At 41.9% G+C, this 19,424-nt stretch carries 18 protein-coding genes and 2 pseudogenes; 6 read left to right on the top strand and 14 right to left on the bottom strand.

Translation table 11 applies throughout. The features are described from left to right. Window positions 1-689 precede the first annotated feature (689 nt). The 5 genes from ACYRY3_RS14805 to ACYRY3_RS14785 form a co-directional block, all read right to left on the bottom strand. Entirely contained in the window at window positions 690-899 is a 210-nt protein-coding gene (locus tag ACYRY3_RS14805; RefSeq protein ID WP_460202407.1) for an inositol oxygenase family protein, read from the bottom strand. A gap of 139 nt (window positions 900-1,038) precedes the next feature. Next, window positions 1,039-2,070, bottom strand: coding sequence for a LacI family DNA-binding transcriptional regulator (locus ACYRY3_RS14800; protein WP_460202406.1), 1,032 nt, complete (start codon window positions 2,068-2,070; stop codon window positions 1,039-1,041). Between the two features lie 191 nt (window positions 2,071-2,261). Next, window positions 2,262-2,489 carry a hypothetical protein gene (locus tag ACYRY3_RS14795; RefSeq protein ID WP_460202405.1) on the bottom strand — a complete coding sequence of 76 codons (228 nt, stop codon included), beginning with the start codon at window positions 2,487-2,489 and terminating at the stop codon, window positions 2,262-2,264. A 192-nt stretch (window positions 2,490-2,681) separates the two neighbouring features. Continuing rightward, on the bottom strand, window positions 2,682-3,236 hold the full coding sequence (gene pyrE / locus ACYRY3_RS14790) for an orotate phosphoribosyltransferase (protein WP_460202404.1): 555 nt from the start codon (window positions 3,234-3,236) through the stop codon (window positions 2,682-2,684). A 641-nt stretch (window positions 3,237-3,877) separates the two neighbouring features. Next, window positions 3,878-5,074, bottom strand: a complete 1,197-nt coding sequence (locus ACYRY3_RS14785; protein WP_460202403.1) for a DNA cytosine methyltransferase — start codon at window positions 5,072-5,074, stop codon at window positions 3,878-3,880. A 62-nt stretch (window positions 5,075-5,136) separates the two neighbouring features. Here ACYRY3_RS14785 and ACYRY3_RS14780 point away from each other — a divergent pair, with 62 nt between their 5' ends. Together ACYRY3_RS14780 and ACYRY3_RS14775 are read left to right on the top strand one after the other, a co-directional pair. Continuing rightward, window positions 5,137-5,658, top strand: a complete 522-nt coding sequence (locus tag ACYRY3_RS14780; RefSeq protein ID WP_460202402.1) for a hypothetical protein — start codon at window positions 5,137-5,139, stop codon at window positions 5,656-5,658. A 72-nt stretch (window positions 5,659-5,730) separates the two neighbouring features. Next, window positions 5,731-5,979, top strand: a complete 249-nt coding sequence (locus ACYRY3_RS14775) for an amino acid adenylation protein (RefSeq protein ID WP_460202401.1) — start codon at window positions 5,731-5,733, stop codon at window positions 5,977-5,979. Window positions 5,980-6,083: 104 nt separating this feature from the next. On the opposite strand, the gene ACYRY3_RS14770 is transcribed toward ACYRY3_RS14775, so the two are convergent. The 3 genes from ACYRY3_RS14770 to ACYRY3_RS14760 are packed head-to-tail and all read right to left on the bottom strand — an operon-like array spanning window position 6,084 to window position 8,599. Continuing rightward, complete coding sequence (locus ACYRY3_RS14770; RefSeq protein WP_460202400.1) at window positions 6,084-6,704, bottom strand: hypothetical protein; 621 nt, start codon at window positions 6,702-6,704, stop codon at window positions 6,084-6,086. Between the two features lie 19 nt (window positions 6,705-6,723). Then, window positions 6,724-7,131 (bottom strand): hypothetical protein, encoded by a 408-nt coding sequence (locus ACYRY3_RS14765; protein WP_460202399.1) that lies wholly within the window; start codon window positions 7,129-7,131, stop codon window positions 6,724-6,726. Window positions 7,132-7,147: 16 nt separating this feature from the next. Beyond that, window positions 7,148-8,599, bottom strand: a complete 1,452-nt coding sequence (locus tag ACYRY3_RS14760; protein ID WP_460202398.1) for a YcjF family protein — start codon at window positions 8,597-8,599, stop codon at window positions 7,148-7,150. Between ACYRY3_RS14760 and ACYRY3_RS14755 the strand changes: the two are divergent. Next, window positions 8,594-8,770: pseudogene (locus ACYRY3_RS14755) on the top strand (IS701 family transposase); the annotation flags it as partial. The gene ACYRY3_RS14760 and the pseudogene ACYRY3_RS14755 sit on opposite strands and share 6 nt — an antisense overlap. A gap of 32 nt (window positions 8,771-8,802) precedes the next feature. Here the strand turns inward: ACYRY3_RS14755 and ACYRY3_RS14750 are convergent. The 5 genes from ACYRY3_RS14750 to ACYRY3_RS14730 all read right to left on the bottom strand — a co-directional run bounded on the left by ACYRY3_RS14750 (window position 8,803) and on the right by ACYRY3_RS14730 (window position 14,402). Further along, window positions 8,803-10,956 carry a tetratricopeptide repeat protein gene (locus ACYRY3_RS14750; RefSeq protein ID WP_460202397.1) on the bottom strand — a complete coding sequence of 718 codons (2,154 nt, stop codon included), beginning with the start codon at window positions 10,954-10,956 and terminating at the stop codon, window positions 8,803-8,805. 261 nt (window positions 10,957-11,217) lie between these two features. Further along, window positions 11,218-11,400 carry a photosystem II assembly protein Psb34 gene (psb34, locus tag ACYRY3_RS14745; RefSeq protein ID WP_460202396.1) on the bottom strand — a complete coding sequence of 61 codons (183 nt, stop codon included), beginning with the start codon at window positions 11,398-11,400 and terminating at the stop codon, window positions 11,218-11,220. A gap of 155 nt (window positions 11,401-11,555) precedes the next feature. Then, window positions 11,556-13,526 carry a glycine oxidase ThiO gene (gene thiO, locus ACYRY3_RS14740; RefSeq protein ID WP_460202394.1) on the bottom strand — a complete coding sequence of 657 codons (1,971 nt, stop codon included), beginning with the start codon at window positions 13,524-13,526 and terminating at the stop codon, window positions 11,556-11,558. Between the two features lie 164 nt (window positions 13,527-13,690). Then, entirely contained in the window at window positions 13,691-14,047 is a 357-nt protein-coding gene (locus tag ACYRY3_RS14735) for a hypothetical protein (RefSeq protein WP_460202393.1), read from the bottom strand. Between the two features lie 16 nt (window positions 14,048-14,063). Further along, window positions 14,064-14,402: a 2Fe-2S iron-sulfur cluster-binding protein gene (locus ACYRY3_RS14730; RefSeq protein ID WP_460202392.1), complete on the bottom strand. Its 339-nt coding sequence runs from the start codon at window positions 14,400-14,402 to the stop codon at window positions 14,064-14,066. Window positions 14,403-14,736: 334 nt separating this feature from the next. Between ACYRY3_RS14730 and cimA the strand changes: the two genes are divergently transcribed. After that, window positions 14,737-16,392: a citramalate synthase gene (gene cimA, locus ACYRY3_RS14725; RefSeq protein ID WP_460202391.1), complete on the top strand. Its 1,656-nt coding sequence runs from the start codon at window positions 14,737-14,739 to the stop codon at window positions 16,390-16,392. Window positions 16,393-16,459: 67 nt separating this feature from the next. Here cimA and ACYRY3_RS14720 read toward each other — a convergent pair whose 3' ends face one another. Next, complete coding sequence (locus ACYRY3_RS14720; RefSeq protein ID WP_460202390.1) at window positions 16,460-16,705, bottom strand: hypothetical protein; 246 nt, start codon at window positions 16,703-16,705, stop codon at window positions 16,460-16,462. A 159-nt stretch (window positions 16,706-16,864) separates the two neighbouring features. Between ACYRY3_RS14720 and ACYRY3_RS14715 the strand changes: the two genes are divergently transcribed. Together ACYRY3_RS14715 and ureC are read left to right on the top strand one after the other, a co-directional pair. After that, window positions 16,865-18,961 (top strand): NAD(P)/FAD-dependent oxidoreductase, encoded by a 2,097-nt coding sequence (locus tag ACYRY3_RS14715; RefSeq protein ID WP_460202389.1) that lies wholly within the window; start codon window positions 16,865-16,867, stop codon window positions 18,959-18,961. A 27-nt stretch (window positions 18,962-18,988) separates the two neighbouring features. Further along, window positions 18,989-19,324, top strand: a pseudogene (ureC, locus tag ACYRY3_RS14710) (urease subunit alpha); the annotation flags it as partial. Between the last annotated feature and the right edge of the window lie 100 nt (window positions 19,325-19,424).

Raw genomic sequence — 19,424 nt, 5'->3', positions numbered from 1 at the left:
ACAATCTAAACTAGGTCTGAGAGTTCCAGCCCTAACCTAGTGGCACTGCTAGCCTTTGCAATTTCAACCCCTCTCAAGCGTCTTATAAGGTAACGTAATTTGAGTTAGTTCTTTTATTTTCCACTAAATTAGATTTTGCGTGTATTGAAGCAAAATTATGAGCACTGCAGTACATCGTAGAATCACATTATTTATCTGCAATCCCGGATTTAAGAGTGCATGGCTTGAAAAAACCATTTAACTAAAACTGCTCAAACCTTTTTTTCTAAAAAAATGCCTTTTTTTATTTTACTATTAGTTTATCTTGCCTCATAACAACAATAAACTAACTCTATAGAAGGATTTTTACTAAACAAAGAAAGTTATCCCATCTCTATTTAATTCAATCTTTTTCTATTAGAGTACTGGCGAAAACTAAGCAATCCTTATCTTAGCTTCAATTTAACTACTTCAACAGGCAAGAATTAAAATGCATTTACAAAATTTAACAGCATGGTAAATTTTTGATAGGATTCTAGTAGGTATGAATCCGGATTGCAGTCCCTTTTGGGAAAATCTTTCTACCTTGTTTTAAAAATTTACCCAAAGAAAGTTGTCAATTCTTCTAAGTTGTTATATTTGCTTAGCAAAAGAAGCCTTATATCATTACATTACACAACTTTAAGCAAACTCAACTTCTCATTTGACGACTATTCAGTTATCTGTAAGTTACCCAAGATAGCTAGAATCTTAAGGTTGGAGATAAATATTGAGCCAATAAATCTTTGTAGTATGGTCTCAGTGCTTGCCAATTTGGAGGATTGGGGTTTTTTTGAATACAAGTCGTAAGGATTGAGTAACTTTACCCATTTCAAGATTTGGCGATCGTGTTCGTCCATTGTTCTATTGATATAGTCCATAATGCACAGGTGTGCATAAAATGCATAGATTTATTTTTGCACACGTGTGCAAAAGCGTGTATTAAGTTTTTTTGCATGGGGTTTGCGATCGCAAGAAGACCGATGCACCCCAATGGCGTCACGTCTTTCAACCACAACCCTAATGGCTCCTTGGTGGGGCACTACTTCCCCGCTTTAGTAGGAAAGGAGATACAACCTGGTTTTCCACAGTTTTTTTCTGTAATAGATCGAGTAACATTTGCATGGCAGAGCGACCAAGTTCCAACATGGGCTGACAAACTGTCGTGAGGGGCGGCGTAACGTAACCGGACAAAGCAATACCATCAAATCCAACCAGGCTTAAATCTTGTGGTACCGAAATACCTAGCTCATGGCAGGCTAACAGAGCGCCCACTGCTACCATATCGTTATAACAAAAGATACCAGTTACCCCAGCAGTAAATAGTTTAGATAGCAGCCGGTGACCGGTCGCAACATCGTTTGTTCTTGCACGGTCTTCATCATTCATTGCCACCCAATCTGTCATTTGTGGTAAACCAGCTTCAGTCAAAGCCATTCGATATCCTTTTAGGCGCTGCTGGTTTGACCAACTGCGATCGCCAACACCCAAGTAACCAATAGAGGTATGCCCGAGACTGACTAAATGCTCCACAGCCAATCGAGCACCCAAGCAGTCGTCTATTGCAATAAAGTGAAACATTTCAGGTTGGTCGTCAGTCTGGCTATTCAGAAAAACTGTTGGCACAGCAATTTGTGCAACTTGCGTCGTATGGTGTTTGTTAATTCGCGAGTCGGCTACCAAGATACCGTCTACTCTGCGGCGATGAAAACTATCAATGGCTGCTATTTCCTGCTCTAAATCCCGGTGTGAAGCACTTAACAACACACTCAAGCCTACCAATTTGGCTACCTGTTCGATTCCCTCTACTACCTCAGCAAAAAAGGGATCTGCTATTGAAGTGACGACTACCCCAATGGTATGAGTGCGTTGAGTTTGCAGGCTTTGAGCAACAGCATTGGGCACATAGTTCATTTCCCGCGCTATTTTCTTAATTTCCTCTCGTACCTGGGGGCTAATGAGAGGGCTATCTCGCAAAGCGCGTGAAACCGTGGTATGAGAAACCCCTGCTCTTCGGGCAATATCTTCTATGGAAATTCTTCGTTTACTCATTCGCTATATTTGACTTACATTTTATGCACACGTGTGCATAAAATGTATTATAGAAAACTTTAGCCAATACGATCCACAATTCAATAATGATTCTCGTATGGATGTTTCTGCAATTAGCAAAACTACGAAAAACTGCTAGCAGACGTTTAATTCACAAACACAGCAAAAGCGCAATATGTATTTTACATTTTTTAAAATACAGCATTTTCCAAGTAAATGAAGTACGTATGGGTAGGGGCGTTCGCGGAGCGTGCCGACGAAGGAGGCATACGGCTGTTCGCCCTTACAACTTGTTGCAATCTGCTGTAATTAGGAGTTGGGCGATCGCGCACTTTATCACTTTCTTGTTTCTGGCGGAGAAAGTTTTGAGTAGCGCTCTCCGCTTGTTCAATTTCCACCCTTGCCTGAATGGCTGTCATTGCCTTTTCGAGTAAAGCTGCTCCCTTTTGGTGCGATCGCTACTTCCAAATCTTGTGCTTTATCTCCTCAGATTCTTTCTATATAAGCAATCCCCAGCATAAACAGCGTTTTTGCCCATTCTTCAGGCAATACTTCATGGTTGTAGACTTGTAAAGCAGCTTGGTAATAATTAATCGCCATTTCTAGGCTCTCTAAACTTTCCCCCGGAAATCATCGCGCTTTAGCAAAGAAACGAGTGCAATACCTGCATCTAGGAGTGTCTCAACAGCACCTTCCTGTCGATCTATAACACAAAGGGCACAATTAATTTGAGCGCCAAGTTGACGCAGTTGGCTAGCTGAAATTGCAATTTGACCACCAGAGGAGACCACATCTTCGACTATCAGCACTTTTCGATCCCCAATATGAGTACCCTCCGTTAAACGAGCAGTGCCATATTTTTTGGCTTCTTTTCGGACAAAAGCGGTGGGTAATCCAGAGTAATGCGATAATAGCACCACAATTGGAATGCCACCAAGTTCAAGACCTGCAAGTACCTCAGTATCAGTTGGAATAAGATTAACCATTTGCCGGACAATAGAATCAAGTAAGACGGGGTCTGCTTCAAATTGATACTTATCAAAGTATTCGTCTGCTATCCGTCCTGAACGCAGCTTAAACGACCCTGTCTGATGTGAAACCTTATAAATTTGCTTTGATAGTTCTTTCTTAATTGTTTCGATTTCATTATTTTGAGAAGCAGTCATATGTTCAATATTGCCTTATGATTTTTCAATTTCTTGTGATAATTTTCTGTTTTTTTTAATTCTAATAATTGTGTTATATCATGTTCGACTCATTACTTACGATACACAAATTCTACCCCACCCGCCTAACGGCACCCTCCCCTTACTAAGGGGAGGGTTAGGGAGGGGTATTTATATTACAAGTGTTTAACCGAACATGATATTACCCAGCAAAATTAATGCGATAGACCATTAGCTAACGTGTCCCATAACCCTACCTACGTCTTATCGCACAATGATTATTTCTTCTTTTGTAAGGTGGGCACTGCCCACCACTAGCTAACGTGTCGCATAACCCTACCTACGTCTTATCGCATACTGTATTTTTTTCTATTATTAATTAACTGTTGTGTAATACCAATTTGATATAAAGCTGCACATAATTTTTACCCCTCCTAACCTTCCCTTATAAAGAGGAGGAAATTGGATTTATTTTTCCCCTTTTTATAAGGAGGTAAATTCAACTTGTACACCATCATGGTAACCGATGCTTCATGGAGATATCGCAGCCGTGAGGTTCTTTCTATGCATCTTCACCTAGAAAGGGTATAAGTACCCCCACTTGAAGTTGTTATTCAGCAGTGACTACTTAAAATAGAAGTTTAGATTAAGGCTAGCGGTAATTCTAATTGCTTGCTTTCTCTCTGTTCGTATGACCATTCTGTAGTAGATAAAAAGTCTAGGATACTCTGAGCTAAAGCCTTTGATGCTAGATAAGGTACACCATTGCCAATAGTTTTAAACATATTTGTCAGTGACAGATTTTCCGGCATCACAAAGCTTCCTGGCAAAGACTGTAATGCTAAAGCTTCAGCCGCAGAAATTCGTCGCAATTTGTACGGGTGTAAATGTACCTCATTGTTACCATAGCAAGCTGTAGGAGAATAACGCCATCGGTGAAGACGCTTGTAGGACTTCTTGGAATCGTCTCCTTCATTAATAATGGCAAATTTCTTAAGCCCTGCTCTTGGTTGAAAATAGTGTTGAGCATTGGGATGGTTTAGCACATCATTCTTCCTAAACCAATACTCGACTGTTAGTTCTTGGGGAATATCCTCAGGGCAAGGTAGAACAGAATCTTCTTGAAATAGGTTAGATTTACTCCAATTATAGGAAAAAACTTTTTCTTGAGGATATAAAATATATTTTTCCCAAGGAAAAGTTCCCATAGGTAAAATATTTTCTTTGTCAAGTTCTATTCCCATATCTTGGATTAATTCACGTCGGAATCCCAAAAGAATGATTCTCTGCCTATCTTGAGGCACACCGAATTCAATCGCATTAATTAACCGTTCTGTTAGTACATAACCAGCTTCTTTTAACTGCTGCTTGAGGCTTTCAAAAAATAAACGATGTTTTTTTGTCTTCCATAACCCCTTAACATTCTCAAAGAGAAAAAAATCAGGTAGAGTCTGACAAATCAATTCAACGTATGCAGCAGACAGGTTGCCATTATCTCCAAATTGCCCTCTGTTTTTTCCACCAATTGAAAAATCAGGACAGGGAGGACCACCAATAAATCCTACGGTGTTATTAGATTTACGGCAATCAGTTACCAATTCACGCAAGCGAAGAACTTTTACTTCTTCAGTCAGTTTTGTTACGTCGCCTTCTTCCCCTTGATGATAACCGTATTCTGGTAATGGCAGGTTGAGATTTAAACGTGAATAGCGGTATGACTCCATGAAAGGCAAGAAAATTTCATTGACATAAACTACATTGAAACCACTCGTTTCAAAACCTAAATCAAGGAACCCCGAACCAGCGAAAAAGGAAAATATTTTGGCTCTATAATTCATTTAACAATTGTGACACGCTTTGATAAAATTTAATGGCATTTTTTACTAAATCTGTTTTTATTATGCCCCCATCTGACTGGGAAAAATTATTTTCTGAAAGTAAAAAAACAGTTGAAATAGTTTGTAAAGGCTTAAGAAATCGTGGTATCAATACTGGAGAGCCTGCTATAACAGAATTTGGTACTGATGAAGACATTCCGGTTTATAGTAGCGATGGACAACAAAAGTTATTTTGGATCTCTGTAAAGAGCGTAGCAAGCCGAGTTGAAGATTACCGCGTGCTACCTTCTGGTTACAAAGGTTGGATGTGTGGTGAAGTTGAAAGTAAACAGTGGGTTAACCCACCATCTGCAATTATTTGGTATTGTACAGAGACTAGGCTTGCGTGGGGTGCAATACCTCCAAGACGCTTGAGTACCCGTTGGTTTATATATCCAGATCGTTGGGGAAAATTAGTGGACGGGAGAAAAACAAGACAGTTAGGTTATACAGTATATATTTACCCTAGCTGGCTTGTGCCAGTAGATCGGATTATTAGTAAAGAGGAAATTATTGCCCACATTCAAAGGTTAGCGGATCGGTAATTTAGGTACAAATGTATTAATATTAAATATATTGAATTATCTATTTTGTCGCTGTTGACAAGGATTGGAATTATGTCTGAACCGTTTGTAGACCTTGATGCAGTTTTTAATCTTGCTCTTCAAGAAACCCAAGAACTGATGAAATACGGTATCGATCTCAGCGATCCTTGTGTTGTAACATCACTAGGATGGTACGCCAATAAATATCCAGAAATAGCGGAACGTTGTAATAATGCATTACTAGAACTTATAGATAAGCAAGCTGCTGATTTTCCTCAGCGAGTAACTGTCCCTTCTGAAATTGATATGGACGGGTTTTAAATATTAATTGATAAAGTAAGTCGTTATAAAGCTCACAGCATAAGCTTGTTAATTTCATTCTTTAGCTTTCATAGTTCAGCCTTTTTGTACTAGGTTTATAGGATTTATGGTAATTGTTGTTGTATTGATAGCCAAGTATTCATTTCTTCATCTAAATTAAACTGATTATTCTGCGACAATAACTGAATAACTAACAACTGATTTTTAATTTGCCTTAATTCTCTAACCTCCTCTATTAAGGCTGCAAATTTTTGTTGATTTTGAGTTAAGTCTTGGTACTTATGTGTCACTAAATCTTTCCAAGACAAGGCTATGCTCAATGCTTCTTTAGGTGAAAATCGTAGATTATTTAAGAACCAATTAACAATGCAAGAGCCATCTAAAATTGGATCTCCAGGAATATGACCCATTTTTGATATCGTATATGCTCTTAGCATCATGGCATCACGTGAAAAAGAATGTTTCATATCAGGATGGGTTGCAGCCAAAAAATCATAAACCGAAACTGCTACTTTTGCCCATTCCAAATTGGGTGATTCTCCTTCCCCCGAAGAAGCCACGCTTCCTCTTGCCTTGTCAGACGCCACAGCAGCCAGCCCTGCCCAGTTAAAATTTTCTGGAATGTGCTGTTTTCCTTGCCAAATACTTTTTAGCCAATCTTGTACTTGAGTCGCTTGTTTTTCTATGAGGCAATTTAATAATTTTGTAGCTTCCTCTTCACTCATAAAAGTTACTTTATCCTACTTAATCAGCAATATTTACACCGTTGGCTTTGAAAGCGTCTCTTCCAATATTTAAACTATTTAAACTTGGTTGGTAATGTCCGCTGTGATTGTTGATATTTAGCAAGTAGTAGTATCCATCAAAACCAGTAATATCTGCCTCGCCCGCAGCCAAAACAGGTTCCCCATTTGTTAGTACAGTGTGAGATATTTCGTGCCCTTGTACATATTTTGGCACTATAAATAATTCTCCTTCTTGAGTCACTGCCCATTTCACTGTGCCTGCGTTGATTGCTGTTTCAAATTCACGATAGCTTCGCTCCTGCCCGCAGGGCAGATCGCTCACCGTGATTGGTCGAACTTTGAGTTTTCTCGCAGTCGCCAGTTCTTCGGTTAAGCGATCGCTAAGCTGATTGGTAAAAAGTCGCACAAAGTTTAACTAGCCACTAAGCAGCTGACTTAACAGTAGCCAGTTCACCCTGAGACGCTTCTGGCAAAAGACGCTTTACACCCTGCTTAACAAAGCCCTGCAAGAAACCAATTTGCTGGCTTTGCTGAAATACACCTTGTAAGGTTTGCCCTAACTTGTCGAGATTTAACGCAGTTCCTGAATTTGTGGCTATTTCCTGCTGTTGGAAATATTCGACTAAACTTAATCCTGCCAACCGGGTGAGATAAGCTGCACTTACTCCCTGTACCAAACCACCTGCAACAAAAGTGACAGCGTTGCTCTTAAGTACTGTCCCGATCGCTTTGGAAGAGAGTTCAACTAAACCCAGTTTCAGCATCAAACCGCCCATTGTGCTGGCGACTGTTTGTGCTTGTTCCAAGGAAAATTTCTGCTGGTAGATGCCTCCCAAGTCCATTACCATTTGGGCATTAATTGCTGCTGTTGCCAGGACATCAAGGGCTGGTACTGGGTTGGCAAATGCCGCAGCAGCTGCTATCCACTGATATTGTTCAATGACTGGTAAGGAGCGATCGCGTCTAATACTATTGAGTGAGTTTTTCGCCTCAGCTTTGAGCAACAGAGCTTTTCTCAGAGTTGTTGCCCACACAAGTTGCTGTGCTTGTTGTGCCAAAATATCGTGCAACTGCTCTTTCAACTGCTGGACATCTGGCGCTGGTACCTCCAGCCATTCTTGTACGGAACCATCTTCTTGATGCTTGCGTACTTTGATAGGAAGGGGAGAGGCTGCTGTTGCCACGACAAATGATGGTACGCGCTGTTTTAACGACTGCAACACGCTTAAGCGTTCCTCTGGCAAATACTGGTCTTGTTTGTTAAAAACCAGGATTGTGCTTTGATTTCCACCCTTTAGCTGCTGCAATGTTTGAAATTCTGAGTCCGTTAAATCCCCATTTGTCAAAAATAAAACGATATCAGATTTTTTTGCTTCGACTAAAACATTTGCATCTGATTTCTCGCCTGCTTCTACAAACAAAGGGGGTGTCTCTTGAAAATGTAAAGACTTGACATAGGTCGTCCCTACATTTTGCCAACTAGACTCCAGCACGCCAATCAAAGCGGTTTTTCCCACTGATTTTCCACCAGTGACAGCAGCAGTTATCTCTTGCCTATCTAACTCTGCCGTGAGATTTGCAACTTGTTCTTGCTGTAGAGACGCGATGTAGCGTGTTTCTACACTGTTTTCTGCTTCTTGTGCTAGTTGGTTAACCACTGCTTGGGTTTTTGCAATAGCAACTTCTACTGTTGCCCTATCTACGGGCATACCTTCTAGCAGTTCGGAACTATCGTTGGTGCGGTTTTGCTTTAACAGCCACAAACCGCCGCCAACTGCTAAGAGACTCAGTAAGCCAAATTCACCCATCTGTACCAGTGAATCCTGCAAACTGTCTAACATCCATAGGGAAAAGGACAGTCCCAATCTTGGCATCAGATGACAGGAGGGTTAAGACGTAGGTGGGCTTCCAAACCTTTGAACACCTTTACCTACGCAGAGAGAACATTTAGAACGGCTATGTCTTATCGATTGTTCGATTGGTTGACTCTCAACCGTGACGTGTTTACCGCTTATAAAGCTAGTTTAGGCTTTATTTGGGCTTGATTTTTGTCTAAGTTCCACTAAGTAATAACAACTTATAACTTAGGCAAAATATCTGGCAATAACTGACCGGGAACTTTAGATAAAGCTAAGTTTTGTCCCTGTATCCCCAATTCATTATGGAAAGCACGGATTGTTTTTACAACATAAGTAAAAGTGGTTTGATAAGCATCAGGTTGTTTGCTCAATCCATTTAACGCTTGTAAATGGTTGTCTAACGATGCTTCTAAATGTTGAGAACGAGCGGCTTTATCCAAACTGAAATACTGGTCTGTTGCAAGTTGATAATGAGCTAAACCCAAATTATTATGAGTGGCAAACACATCAAAACTGAGCGACATACCATTTAAGGAATGTGCGAGGGTAAGGGCTTCTTTATATGAACTAACGCATTGTTCCAATAGTGTTTGTTTTTCCTCTCTTGGAGTTTGTGATTGATTTGCCAGATGCCAATAAGCAGTACCAAGATTATTTTGGGTGGCAGCACAAGCGGGAGGAACATTAGCGGGAGTACGATACTTCAATGCTTCGCGGTATGCCCCAATGGCTAAGCTTAAGTTTTCTACTGGCTGTTCGTACTGTGCAATATTCCAGTACGCTGTACCAATGTTGTTTTGAATCATGCCATACTTAAGCGGTTCTTGTTCTGAGTTGTAGTAAGTCAGTGCCAAGTTGTAAGCGGCAATAGCTTTTTTAAGATGCTCAACGGGCTGGTTGTACTGCGCTAAATGCCAGTAAGCAGTACCTAAATTATTCTGGCAAGCAGCATATTTCAACGGTTCCATCTCTGCTGTCCGGAAACGCAGTGCTTCACTGTAAGCTAAAACGGCTTGTTGCCAGTTTTCTGCTGGGTTTGCAAAACGAGCTAAATCCCCGTAAGCCGTACCCAAGTTATTTTGAACGCGAGCATAGGTGTCTGGATGTGTTTCTGGTGATATCAGCTTTAAAGCCAACTGATAAAATTCGATACCTTGCTCTATGTAAGCTTGTCCCTCTTCTGAATTCGGTGGGGTGCGATAAAGCATCCAGTATAAGGTACCCAAGTCATTCAAAATATCTGGCACTTGGGGTGAGCTTTCATCATGAGTGATGGCTTCCTGGTAAGCCAGAATCGCCACCATGAGGTTTTCTAAGGTTGACTGTCCTTGCTCGATCCGGAAACGATATAAATTTCCCAATTTTTGGTATGCAGCTGCTATTTTGACCCCAGAAGCTTGTTGCGCGTGTAATTCCTCTATTTCTTCTAGGAGTTGCCGCACTTGTAAGTTTTGGTTTTCGTCTTCTGCGATCGCACCACTGAGAGTTGCCTGTACTAACTCTGTTAATTCCTTACTGATATGCGATATCCGTACTGCTGCTGGGGTATCGGTGAGACTAATGCTTTCGGTTGGTTCATCCTGAAAAGGTATATTTGACAGGATGTCTGATTTAGCACCAGCAGGTTCCTGGGGTTTTAGCCCGCGATTGGCTGGAATCTGCTTCTGAAAATCGAAATCCTCCTTAAGAACTGATTCTTCAAGGAACGATTGCTCTAGAGCGTCTAAATCTAGATTTTTAGAACTAGAAAAACGTTCTGGCGAATTTTTATTTTGACTTGTAGGCGTTGGTTCTCCAGCAAATATAAACACACCAGTACGGTAGCGCCAAAACTGTGGTGCTGAATGCTGGATAGCGTGCAGCCAAGGACGGGATGTCCACAACAGCAGACTGGATTCAAAATTTGACAGATGCTGTTCGGATAAGCGCAGATAGTGCAAGAACAAACGCTGTACTGCTACTGATTGCCTAGTAAGCTGCTCAACACCGACTATCTGAAATGATGGTATTGGTAATGGTCTGCCTGGAGTATCCTTTGATGCTCCAACTACAGGCGGGGGATAACTAGCCAACCATTGATTTATTTGAGCTAAAGGATTGGGTTCGCTTAAATTCAAGCGCAGGGTGACTAATCGCGGGTAGGCTGATGTGCTGGCTTCCTGGGTGGAAGATGGCTGATACAACACTTGCCCAACAGGATAAGCCAACGTTGAATGTAAGCGTGCCGCCACCTGGTTTCTCAGGTTTAAATCATCGCATACCGCCAAAAAGATTTGTCGCCGCAAACCTATGCTTAGGGCAAGTTTTAGGCGGTGATAGACTTGTCGGTTCCAAGCGGAATTATCAGAGTGTGCAGTTTCATTCACGTTCATGGCGGCTAAGGGAGCCAAAGTGCGGTGGACTTACCCTTTTGGGGTATATGCGAGCAGCTGGTAAATCTAACCATGACTATGATTTTCAAGTAATTGTTGCTTTGTTCAGGATAAATTCAGTTAAAGCTTAAAGTTTAATATGAAGTTAAGTATATAAATATACCTTAATTTTCTTGTGATTTTAACAAGCAAAAAAAAGGTTCCTACAGGATAAGGAACCTGAAATCATAAAAAAGTTAACGCAGTTACTAAAAATGTTTCTTATGAACTGAGCGATGATACAGAAAAAGCAAGGAAAATCAAACCGCCAACCAAAATTGTTGCGATGATTCCTACGACAACGTAGTTTAGCTGTTGTCTTTGAGTAGGAGGTTCTGCCTGATAAACTCTGGGTTCACGAGCAAAGTTATTTAGACGACCGCCTTCTTCCGTTGTATAGGGCATGAGTAAAATTCCTTATCCCACTTTTTTATTTAATGTTACAAAAACCTGAGAAACGCTCTCCACTAAGGGAGACAAATCGTTACATTGTCTTTTGTCCAAAGTCATTTGTCCTTTGTAATACTAGTAACCAATGACCCATGACTCAGGACAAATTACTAGTTGGTAATGGTTCCAGTCAAAGGAGAACTGGCGTTGGCATAGTTTTTAATCGGCATTCTACCAGCAAGGTAAGCTAAACGACCTGCAACTGCTGCTAAATTCATAGCACGTGCCATTGCTGCTGGATTTTGTGATAAAGCGATCGCACTATTAATCAACAAAGCGTCTGCGCCCATCTCCATTGATTGTGCTGCTTCTGAGGGAGTTCCAATACCCGCATCTACCACCACTGGGACATTGGCATTTTCAATAATGATTTGGATATTGGCAGATGTTTTCAAACCCTGTCCGGAACCAATAGGGGATGCTAAAGGCATGACTGTAGCACAACCTGCTTCTTCCAAACGCTTTGCCAACATAGGATCGGCATTGATGTAGGGTAAGACTGCAAACCCTTCTTTGACCAATTGTTCTGCTGCTTGTAAAGTCCCAATGGGATCTGGTAGCAGATACTTAGGATCGGGAATGACTTCTAATTTGACAAAATTGTTATCTTCCTGTCCCAAAAGCTTTGCCATTTCCCGTCCCAAACGCGCTACCCGAATTGCTTCTTCTGCAGTTTTACAACCTGCTGTGTTGGGCAACATCCAGATTTTTGACCAATCCAGTGCTTCGGCTAAACCTTCATGTCCTGGTGCATTTGTCTGTACTCGGCGCACTGCGACAGTCACAATTTGGCAATCACTGGCTACAACGCTTTGCTGCATTTCCTCAATGTTGCGATATTTGCCAGTTCCTGTCATTAAGCGAGAAGTAAAGGTTTTGCCTGCAATTTGAAGTGGTGTGTCCTGTAGAGGGAGTGCCTGAGTTGGGGAATCGGGGACTTTCTGAATGGGGAGTGTCAGCATTGAGGTAGTAGATGGCTTTGCGTGAAAGCGCGAATAGTGAAAGTGAGAAAGTAGGGGATCGGATTTCTGTTCTAAAATCAAATCGGCAGTTAATACCGCTGTTATAGGTGCCAAAAGAATACCATTTCGGTAATGACCAACGGCAAAGGTTAAGTTTTTACAGGAACTGGTGCCAAGAATCGGTAATTCATCTGGAGTTGCAGGGCGGAATCCCCACCACAGTTCCTCAATGGGATAGTGCTGTATTTCGGGATATAAACGGATTGCTTTTTGTAGTAGGGATTGAATTCCTGCTGGCGTGTTATTGGGGGCAAAGCCGACATCCTCACTGGTTGCACCAATAATAATTCGCCTATCTCGCCTCGGGACGATGTAAATTTCCTCTCCAAATAAAACCCGTGTCAAAGGCAAAGAAGGCAAATTTTCTGGAACTCGCACGCTCAACATTTGACCTTTTCGAGGACGCACGGGTATTGGCAATAGAGCATTAGACCAAGCACCAGTTGCTAAAACGTAGTGTTCGGCGTCCATCGCACCTGCGTTTGTTTGTACGCTCACTACCTGGCACTGTTGTTGCTGAATTCCCTCAACTGCAATACCTTCTTTAATTTCAACCTCAAGGGATTTGGCAGTCGCCAAGAGTGCTTGTGCTAAAGCACGATTATCCACTTGTGCGTCTTCAGGATACCACCAACCACCTATCACTTCTTCTGCCAAGCCTGATTGGTACTGATGAATGGTGTCTTTATCTAACCAGTAACTCCCAGAGGAGGGCTTGGGGGCTGTGGGGGATGGGGAAATGTCTGTTGTACTACCCCGCCTCTGTCCAAAGACTGGTGTCAGGATACCGCAAGACCAGTAGCCGGTGTTTAAAGCGGTGAATGTTTCTAGTTTGCGCGTCCAGTCTGAATACAAATAGAGCGATCGCTGACATAATTCAAGCATCGCTGGATTTGAAATTCTCTCGGCACTGGGTGCGAGCATTCCGGCTGCTGCATGAGTTGCAGCGGTTTGAAAGTTACGGTTCAGGACTGTAACTTTTGCCCCGCGCAATTTGAGTTCAATGGCAATCGCCAAACCAATAGCGCCGCCACCAATAATTAATACGTCCCTAGTCATTAGTCAATAGTCAAGAGTCAATAGTCAAGAGTCAATAGTCAATGGTCAATAGTCAATAGTCAAGAACTTATTGCTTTTGACTGCGGACTGTTGACTAATCACCAATTGCTCATAACCGTTCACTCATATAATTTAGTATTTTTTGAACCAATGACTGACTGCTGCTACCACAAAGCTCTAATGGGCTCATTTTGCTGAGTTTCATCAGTTACCTGGTTCTCATCAGCTGTATTCTCTGTTTCTTCTTGAGCTGGCTGATTGGGAGTGTTGTTGTTGGGCTGCTGAACCTGAGCTACACTACTCCTGTTGGCATTGTTGTTGTTATTTGCAGGAGCATTACTGGTACCAGAGCTATTGACATTGATATTAGCTGGTAAGACTTTTGATGCTCTGTTCCTTTGTACTGGTGCGGGTCCTGTAGCACTGTTTTGTCCGCCCATAGGAAAGCTAATGCCCAGTAGTGTACCTAGCAAAATCGCCAAGCCTCCAGCCATAAGGATGAGTGGTGTCCATCTACCCATGTTGTTTTTCTCCGTTTTACCCTTCTGGTGTCCAAACTATTTGAGAACCATGTCCCCAAAAACCGTCAAATTTTGTCACTCTTACATCTCCAATAACCTTTGTTTGACAAGCTAAACGCAGGTTTTTTGTAGGAGAATGGGGAGGTAGCGATCGCCGCGCTCTATCGCGCCATGTAGCCTGGGATACTTCGCCTTCTACAAGAACTGCACAGGTACCACAGGTGCCTATTCCCCGACAGTTTATTACCTTAGCACCGCCATTATGGAGGTCAATACCATTTTGCAGCAAGATTTGCCGCAGATTTTCTCCGCGCTGGCACTCAATTGTTTTCCCCTGAGCTTGTACTTTAGGCATTTATTACGATGACTGCGTTAGTTGTTGGTTGTATTGTAACAATTTATTTCTGATGTAGAAGCAGACAAATATAGTATATTATTCTGCCACTTGAGAACTAGTACTGCTGCGTTAAAAGTCAAAAGTTAAGAGACTTTTATTTTTGGCTTTCTAGCTGCTGGGAATGGTAGCTTGATTTCCACCAACCTATACTAAGATAAAAGCCATCGGCAAATATGGGGAAACTGCATAACTCTTAAAAAAGTAGGAAGTATAAATTTTTCTTCATCCTTCATACTTTATCCTTCATATCATCTACATTGTGCCTTGCAAGTTGTCAATTATTCCCCATCATATGATTGCAAATTCCTCATCGCAACTTTGGATTTATGACACCACACTACGTGATGGAACTCAACGCGAAGGGTTATCAGTTTCTATAGAAGATAAGTTACGCATTGCCCGCAGACTAGATCAACTGGGAATTCCCTTTATAGAAGGTGGTTGGCCTGGAGCAAATCCTAAGGATGTAAAATTTTTCTGGCATCTTCAAGAAGAACCCCTAACTCAAGCAGAAATTGTTGCTTTTTGCTTTACCCGCCGCCCCCATAAAACTCCCTCTGATGACCCAATGATACAAGCAATTTTGTCTGCGGGTACCCGTTGGGTGACAATTGTTGGTAAATCTTGGGATTTACACGTGACTGAAGGACTCAAAACAACACTGAAAGAAAATGTGGCAATGATTCGCGACACCATTGACTATCTTCGCAATCAAGGGCGTCGCGTCATATACGATGCAGAACATTGGTTTGATGGTTACAAGCACAATCCAGATTATGCTTTAGAAACATTAGAAACAGCGATCGCATCTGGTGCTGAATGGATAACTCTTTGCGATACCAATGGCGGTACTTTACCCCAGGAAATTACTCAAATTGTCCAATCTGTCAATAGTCATTTATCATTTGTCATGAATCAAGAACAAATGACTTCTGACGGAGGACAAAGGACAATTCCCCGCTTAGGTATTCATGCCCATAACGATTCAGACACAGCAGTTGCTAACACCTTAGCTGCTGTCATGGCAGGAGCGCGAATGGTACAAGGCACCATAAATGGTTATGGAGAACGTTGTGGCAACGCCAATCTCTGTTCGTTAATTCCCAACTTACAGTTGAAATTGGGTTATCAGTGCCTTGAAGATAACAAATTGTCTCAAATAACAGAAACCAGTCGCTTCGTCAGCGAGGTTGTCAATCTTGCTCCTGACGAACACGCCCCTTTTGTGGGACGTTCAGCTTTTGCTCACAAGGGAGGTCTTCATGTATCGGCAGTGGAACGCAACCCCCTAACTTACGAACACATACAGCCAGAACAAATCGGAAATCGCCGCCGCATAGTCATCTCCGAACAATCAGGTGTGAGTAATGTTTTAGCAAAAGCTCGTACTTTTGGCATTGAGCTGGATAAAAACAACCCCACAACTGGACAAATTCTGCAACACCTTAAAGTTTTAGAAAATGAAGGGTATCAATTTGAGGCAGCAGAAGCGAGTTTTGAGTTATTAATGCGTGAGGCTTTAGGAAACCGCCAACAATTTTTTGAAATTAGAGGCTTCCAAGTTCACTGTGACTTAGTTCAGGGCGAAGAAACAACCAGTGCCCTAGCCACTGTGAAAGTCGCGGTTAATGGTAGAGATATTTTAGAAGCTGCAGAAGGCAACGGCCCTGTTGCCGCTTTAGATGCAGCCCTACGTAAGGCTTTAATGAATTTCTATCCACAAATTGCAGCCTTTGAACTGACGGATTATAAAGTGCGAATTTTGAACGGGCATACAGGAACAGCAGCGAAAACCCGTGTTTTGGTTGAATCAGGCAACGGTTACCAACGCTGGACTACTGTGGGAGTTTCGACCAACATTCTAGCAGCTTCTTATCAAGCTGTCGTTGAAGGCTTGGAATACGGTTTATTGCTTCACTCGCAAGCTGAAGCAGCTTTAACAACTTAGTGGTTAGTGGTTAGTGGTTAGTGGTAATTTCTAACAACTAACTCATAAATGTAATAAACGTTATCCACTAACCATTTTGAGAAAAACTGTCCCAAACTTGGGCAACGACCTTGCTTAACCAGCGTCTTTGCTGTATGTCAAGCAAACTATCGTCAGCCAGCACTTGGGCAGTAAACTCTTCTAATGACTGACCCTGAGCGCGAACGATTTTGATCGCACCAGCGATCGCCGCCGCGACTTGTTCTTCGTTAACAGCAGGCTTTTGTCGTAAATCAAAAAGTTCTTGAGGGTTGTCTGGGATGGGATAATTCATGGCGTATGTTTACAGAAAAACAAAATGAATAATAAATCTGAGAAACTCTTAAAATTTCTTTACTGAATTCTCATTGAACTAATAGGGCGGAGTTTACCGTACTTTAGCCTTTTGTTAAATCTGTCTTAATGCATAAATTTATTGGAGATTTTAGGAAAAATGAGAGAGTTACTGTACTTAGAAATTCCCACTCCCGACACAGCGGCTGTTTGCAACTGGTTACAAACTTCCTTTGAGCCAGAAATAGGAGAAAAATTGCTGACTCAGGGAGGCTTTCGGCTGAGAACTTCAGATACTACAAGTAGTATTGAGACAAATCCAGAAAAATTACCGACGGAATTGTCTGTATTTGTTTGGTCAGTACAGCGAACAACTTATCTAAAAGTGTTTCGCTGGGCAAACCAATCGTTCCCAAGAGAGCAACAAATTCTCAAACACCTCACACGTGAGATTCGTAACCGCTTTCCAAACGACTATCCCGAACCACCAGTCATTGATTTATCAAGAACATCGATTTTTGAAGGGCTTGCACCATATTATCCTCTTACTGTCAAATATTTTCAAAAAATGCCTAATGGAGAATATGACCTAAAGCGTGTTTACTGGTGGGAACAACGATGGCGTGAAGGTGTTCGCAATCCAGGACAACCCAAACAGGTTATTTTTTCCCATACTCAACGGACAAGGGGACAAGGAGAAACTCTCCCCCCCTCTCCCCAATATGACCTCATTTACATCGGCGGGGCGCTTGGCATTATCCATGCTGCTGTGATGGCAAAATTGGGTTACCGAGTGTTGCTCATAGAAAGGCTACCTTTTGGACGGATGAATCGAGAATGGAATATTTCTCGTGATGAAATTCAAAGTTTGGTCAACTTAGGTTTACTAACACCTTCCGAAATGGAATCGAATATTGCACGGGAGTATAAAGACGGATTTAACAAATTTTTTGATGGTAATAACCCCAAGCATCTCAAAGCACCGATTTTACATACACCGACAGTCCTAAATGTAGGATTGGATTCTGAAAAATTATTGCAAGTTTGCGGGCAAAAGCTACGTGCTGCAGGTGGCGAAATTTGGGATGAAACGGAGTTTGTACGCGCAGATATCTATGATTCACAAGTTACCATCAGTGTCAAGCATTTACCTAGTAATACTGGCAAACAAGCCACCGGACGAGTTTTTGTGGATGCAATGGGAACAGCTTCACCTATCGCATGGCAATTAAATGGGGGTCGTGCTTTTGATAGTGTATGTCCAACAGTAGGAGCCGTTATCGAGCGCGGATTTGAACCTGGAGTGTGGGATTCTCAGTATGGAGATGTTCTTAACAGTCATGGGGACATTTCACGGGGACGCCAGTTGATTTGGGAATTGTTTCCTGGAGCAAATGAGGAATTGACAATTTATCTATTTCACTACCACGAAGTCAATTCCAAAAACCCCGGTTCTCTACTGGAGATGTACGAAGACTTTTTTACAATTTTGCCTGAGTACCGACGCTGTGATATAGACAAACTGGTGTGGAAAAAGCCAACCTTTGGTTACATACCGGGACATTTTAGTGTGGGGAGTCGCGATCGCACGGTTGCTTTTGACCGTTTAATAGCGATAGGAGATGCAGCATCGCTTCAGTCTCCCCTCGTTTTCACTGGTTTTGGTTCTCTGGTTCGCAATTTAGAACGCTTAACAACCCTTTTAGATACTGCCCTCAAATACGACTTATTAACGGTGCAGCATCTCAATAAAATTCGTGCTTTCCAAAATAATATTGCTGTCACTTGGATGTTCTCCAAAGGAATGATGGTTCCTACTGGAAAATTTTTACCACCCCAAAGAATTAATTCCATGCTCAACAACTTTTTTGGCTTGTTAGCAGATGAACCACCGGAAGTCGCAGATAACTTCATCAAAGATAGATTTGATTGGTGGACGTTTAACCAACTGGCATTAAAAGCAGCGAAAAACAATCCAGCATTACTACTTTGGATTTGGGAACTTGCGGGGATCAAAGATTTAATCAGGTGGACGGGCAACTATTTTGACTTTGGGCGTCACACCTTTGTTAGCGCTTTATTAAATGGATGGTTCCCACGCTTTCTGCGTCGAGTTGGTCCTTGGCTGGAACCACGCTACCCTGCTTTGTGGTTGCAACTCCTAGCGATTAACTACTCTCTCACCACAGGTACAACACGTCCTCACAGTCCAGTAACAAAAGTTACATCAAACCCGCAAGTTCAAACTAGTCCTTAGTCATTGGTCATTGGTCATTGGTCATTGGTCATGGGTGATGCCAATGCCAGTATTCCCACTCCGCAACCAGTGCATATGCGTCCCATGTTTGGCAGTTTTGCAGGTGCGCGTCACGCCACATCGTTGACTTTTGTTTCTCAAGCAGCGAATGAAAGGGAGATTAAAAGCCAGTTGGGTTTGAAAAAGCAAGTCGTTGCTGTTTCTGGAACACGTCAGTTGAGCAAGCGCGATATGAAATTGAATGATACATTACCCCGTATTGAAGTCGATCCGGAAACCTATGAAGTAAGGGCAGATGGGAAATTATTGACTTGTGAACCTGCAACGGTTTTGCCAATGGCTCAACGGTATTTTTTGTTTTGAATGAGCCCAAATTAGGGATGAGTGGAAGTGACACATAGTAAACTTTTGGACTGTAAAATTTCAAGAAACTATAGCAATCCTAAATTGTTCATGAAAAATG

This window comes from Scytonema sp. NUACC21, from assembly GCF_054684315.1.
Note: the sequence above shows the minus strand (reverse complement) of the source record. Positions and strands in the feature narration are given on the sequence as shown.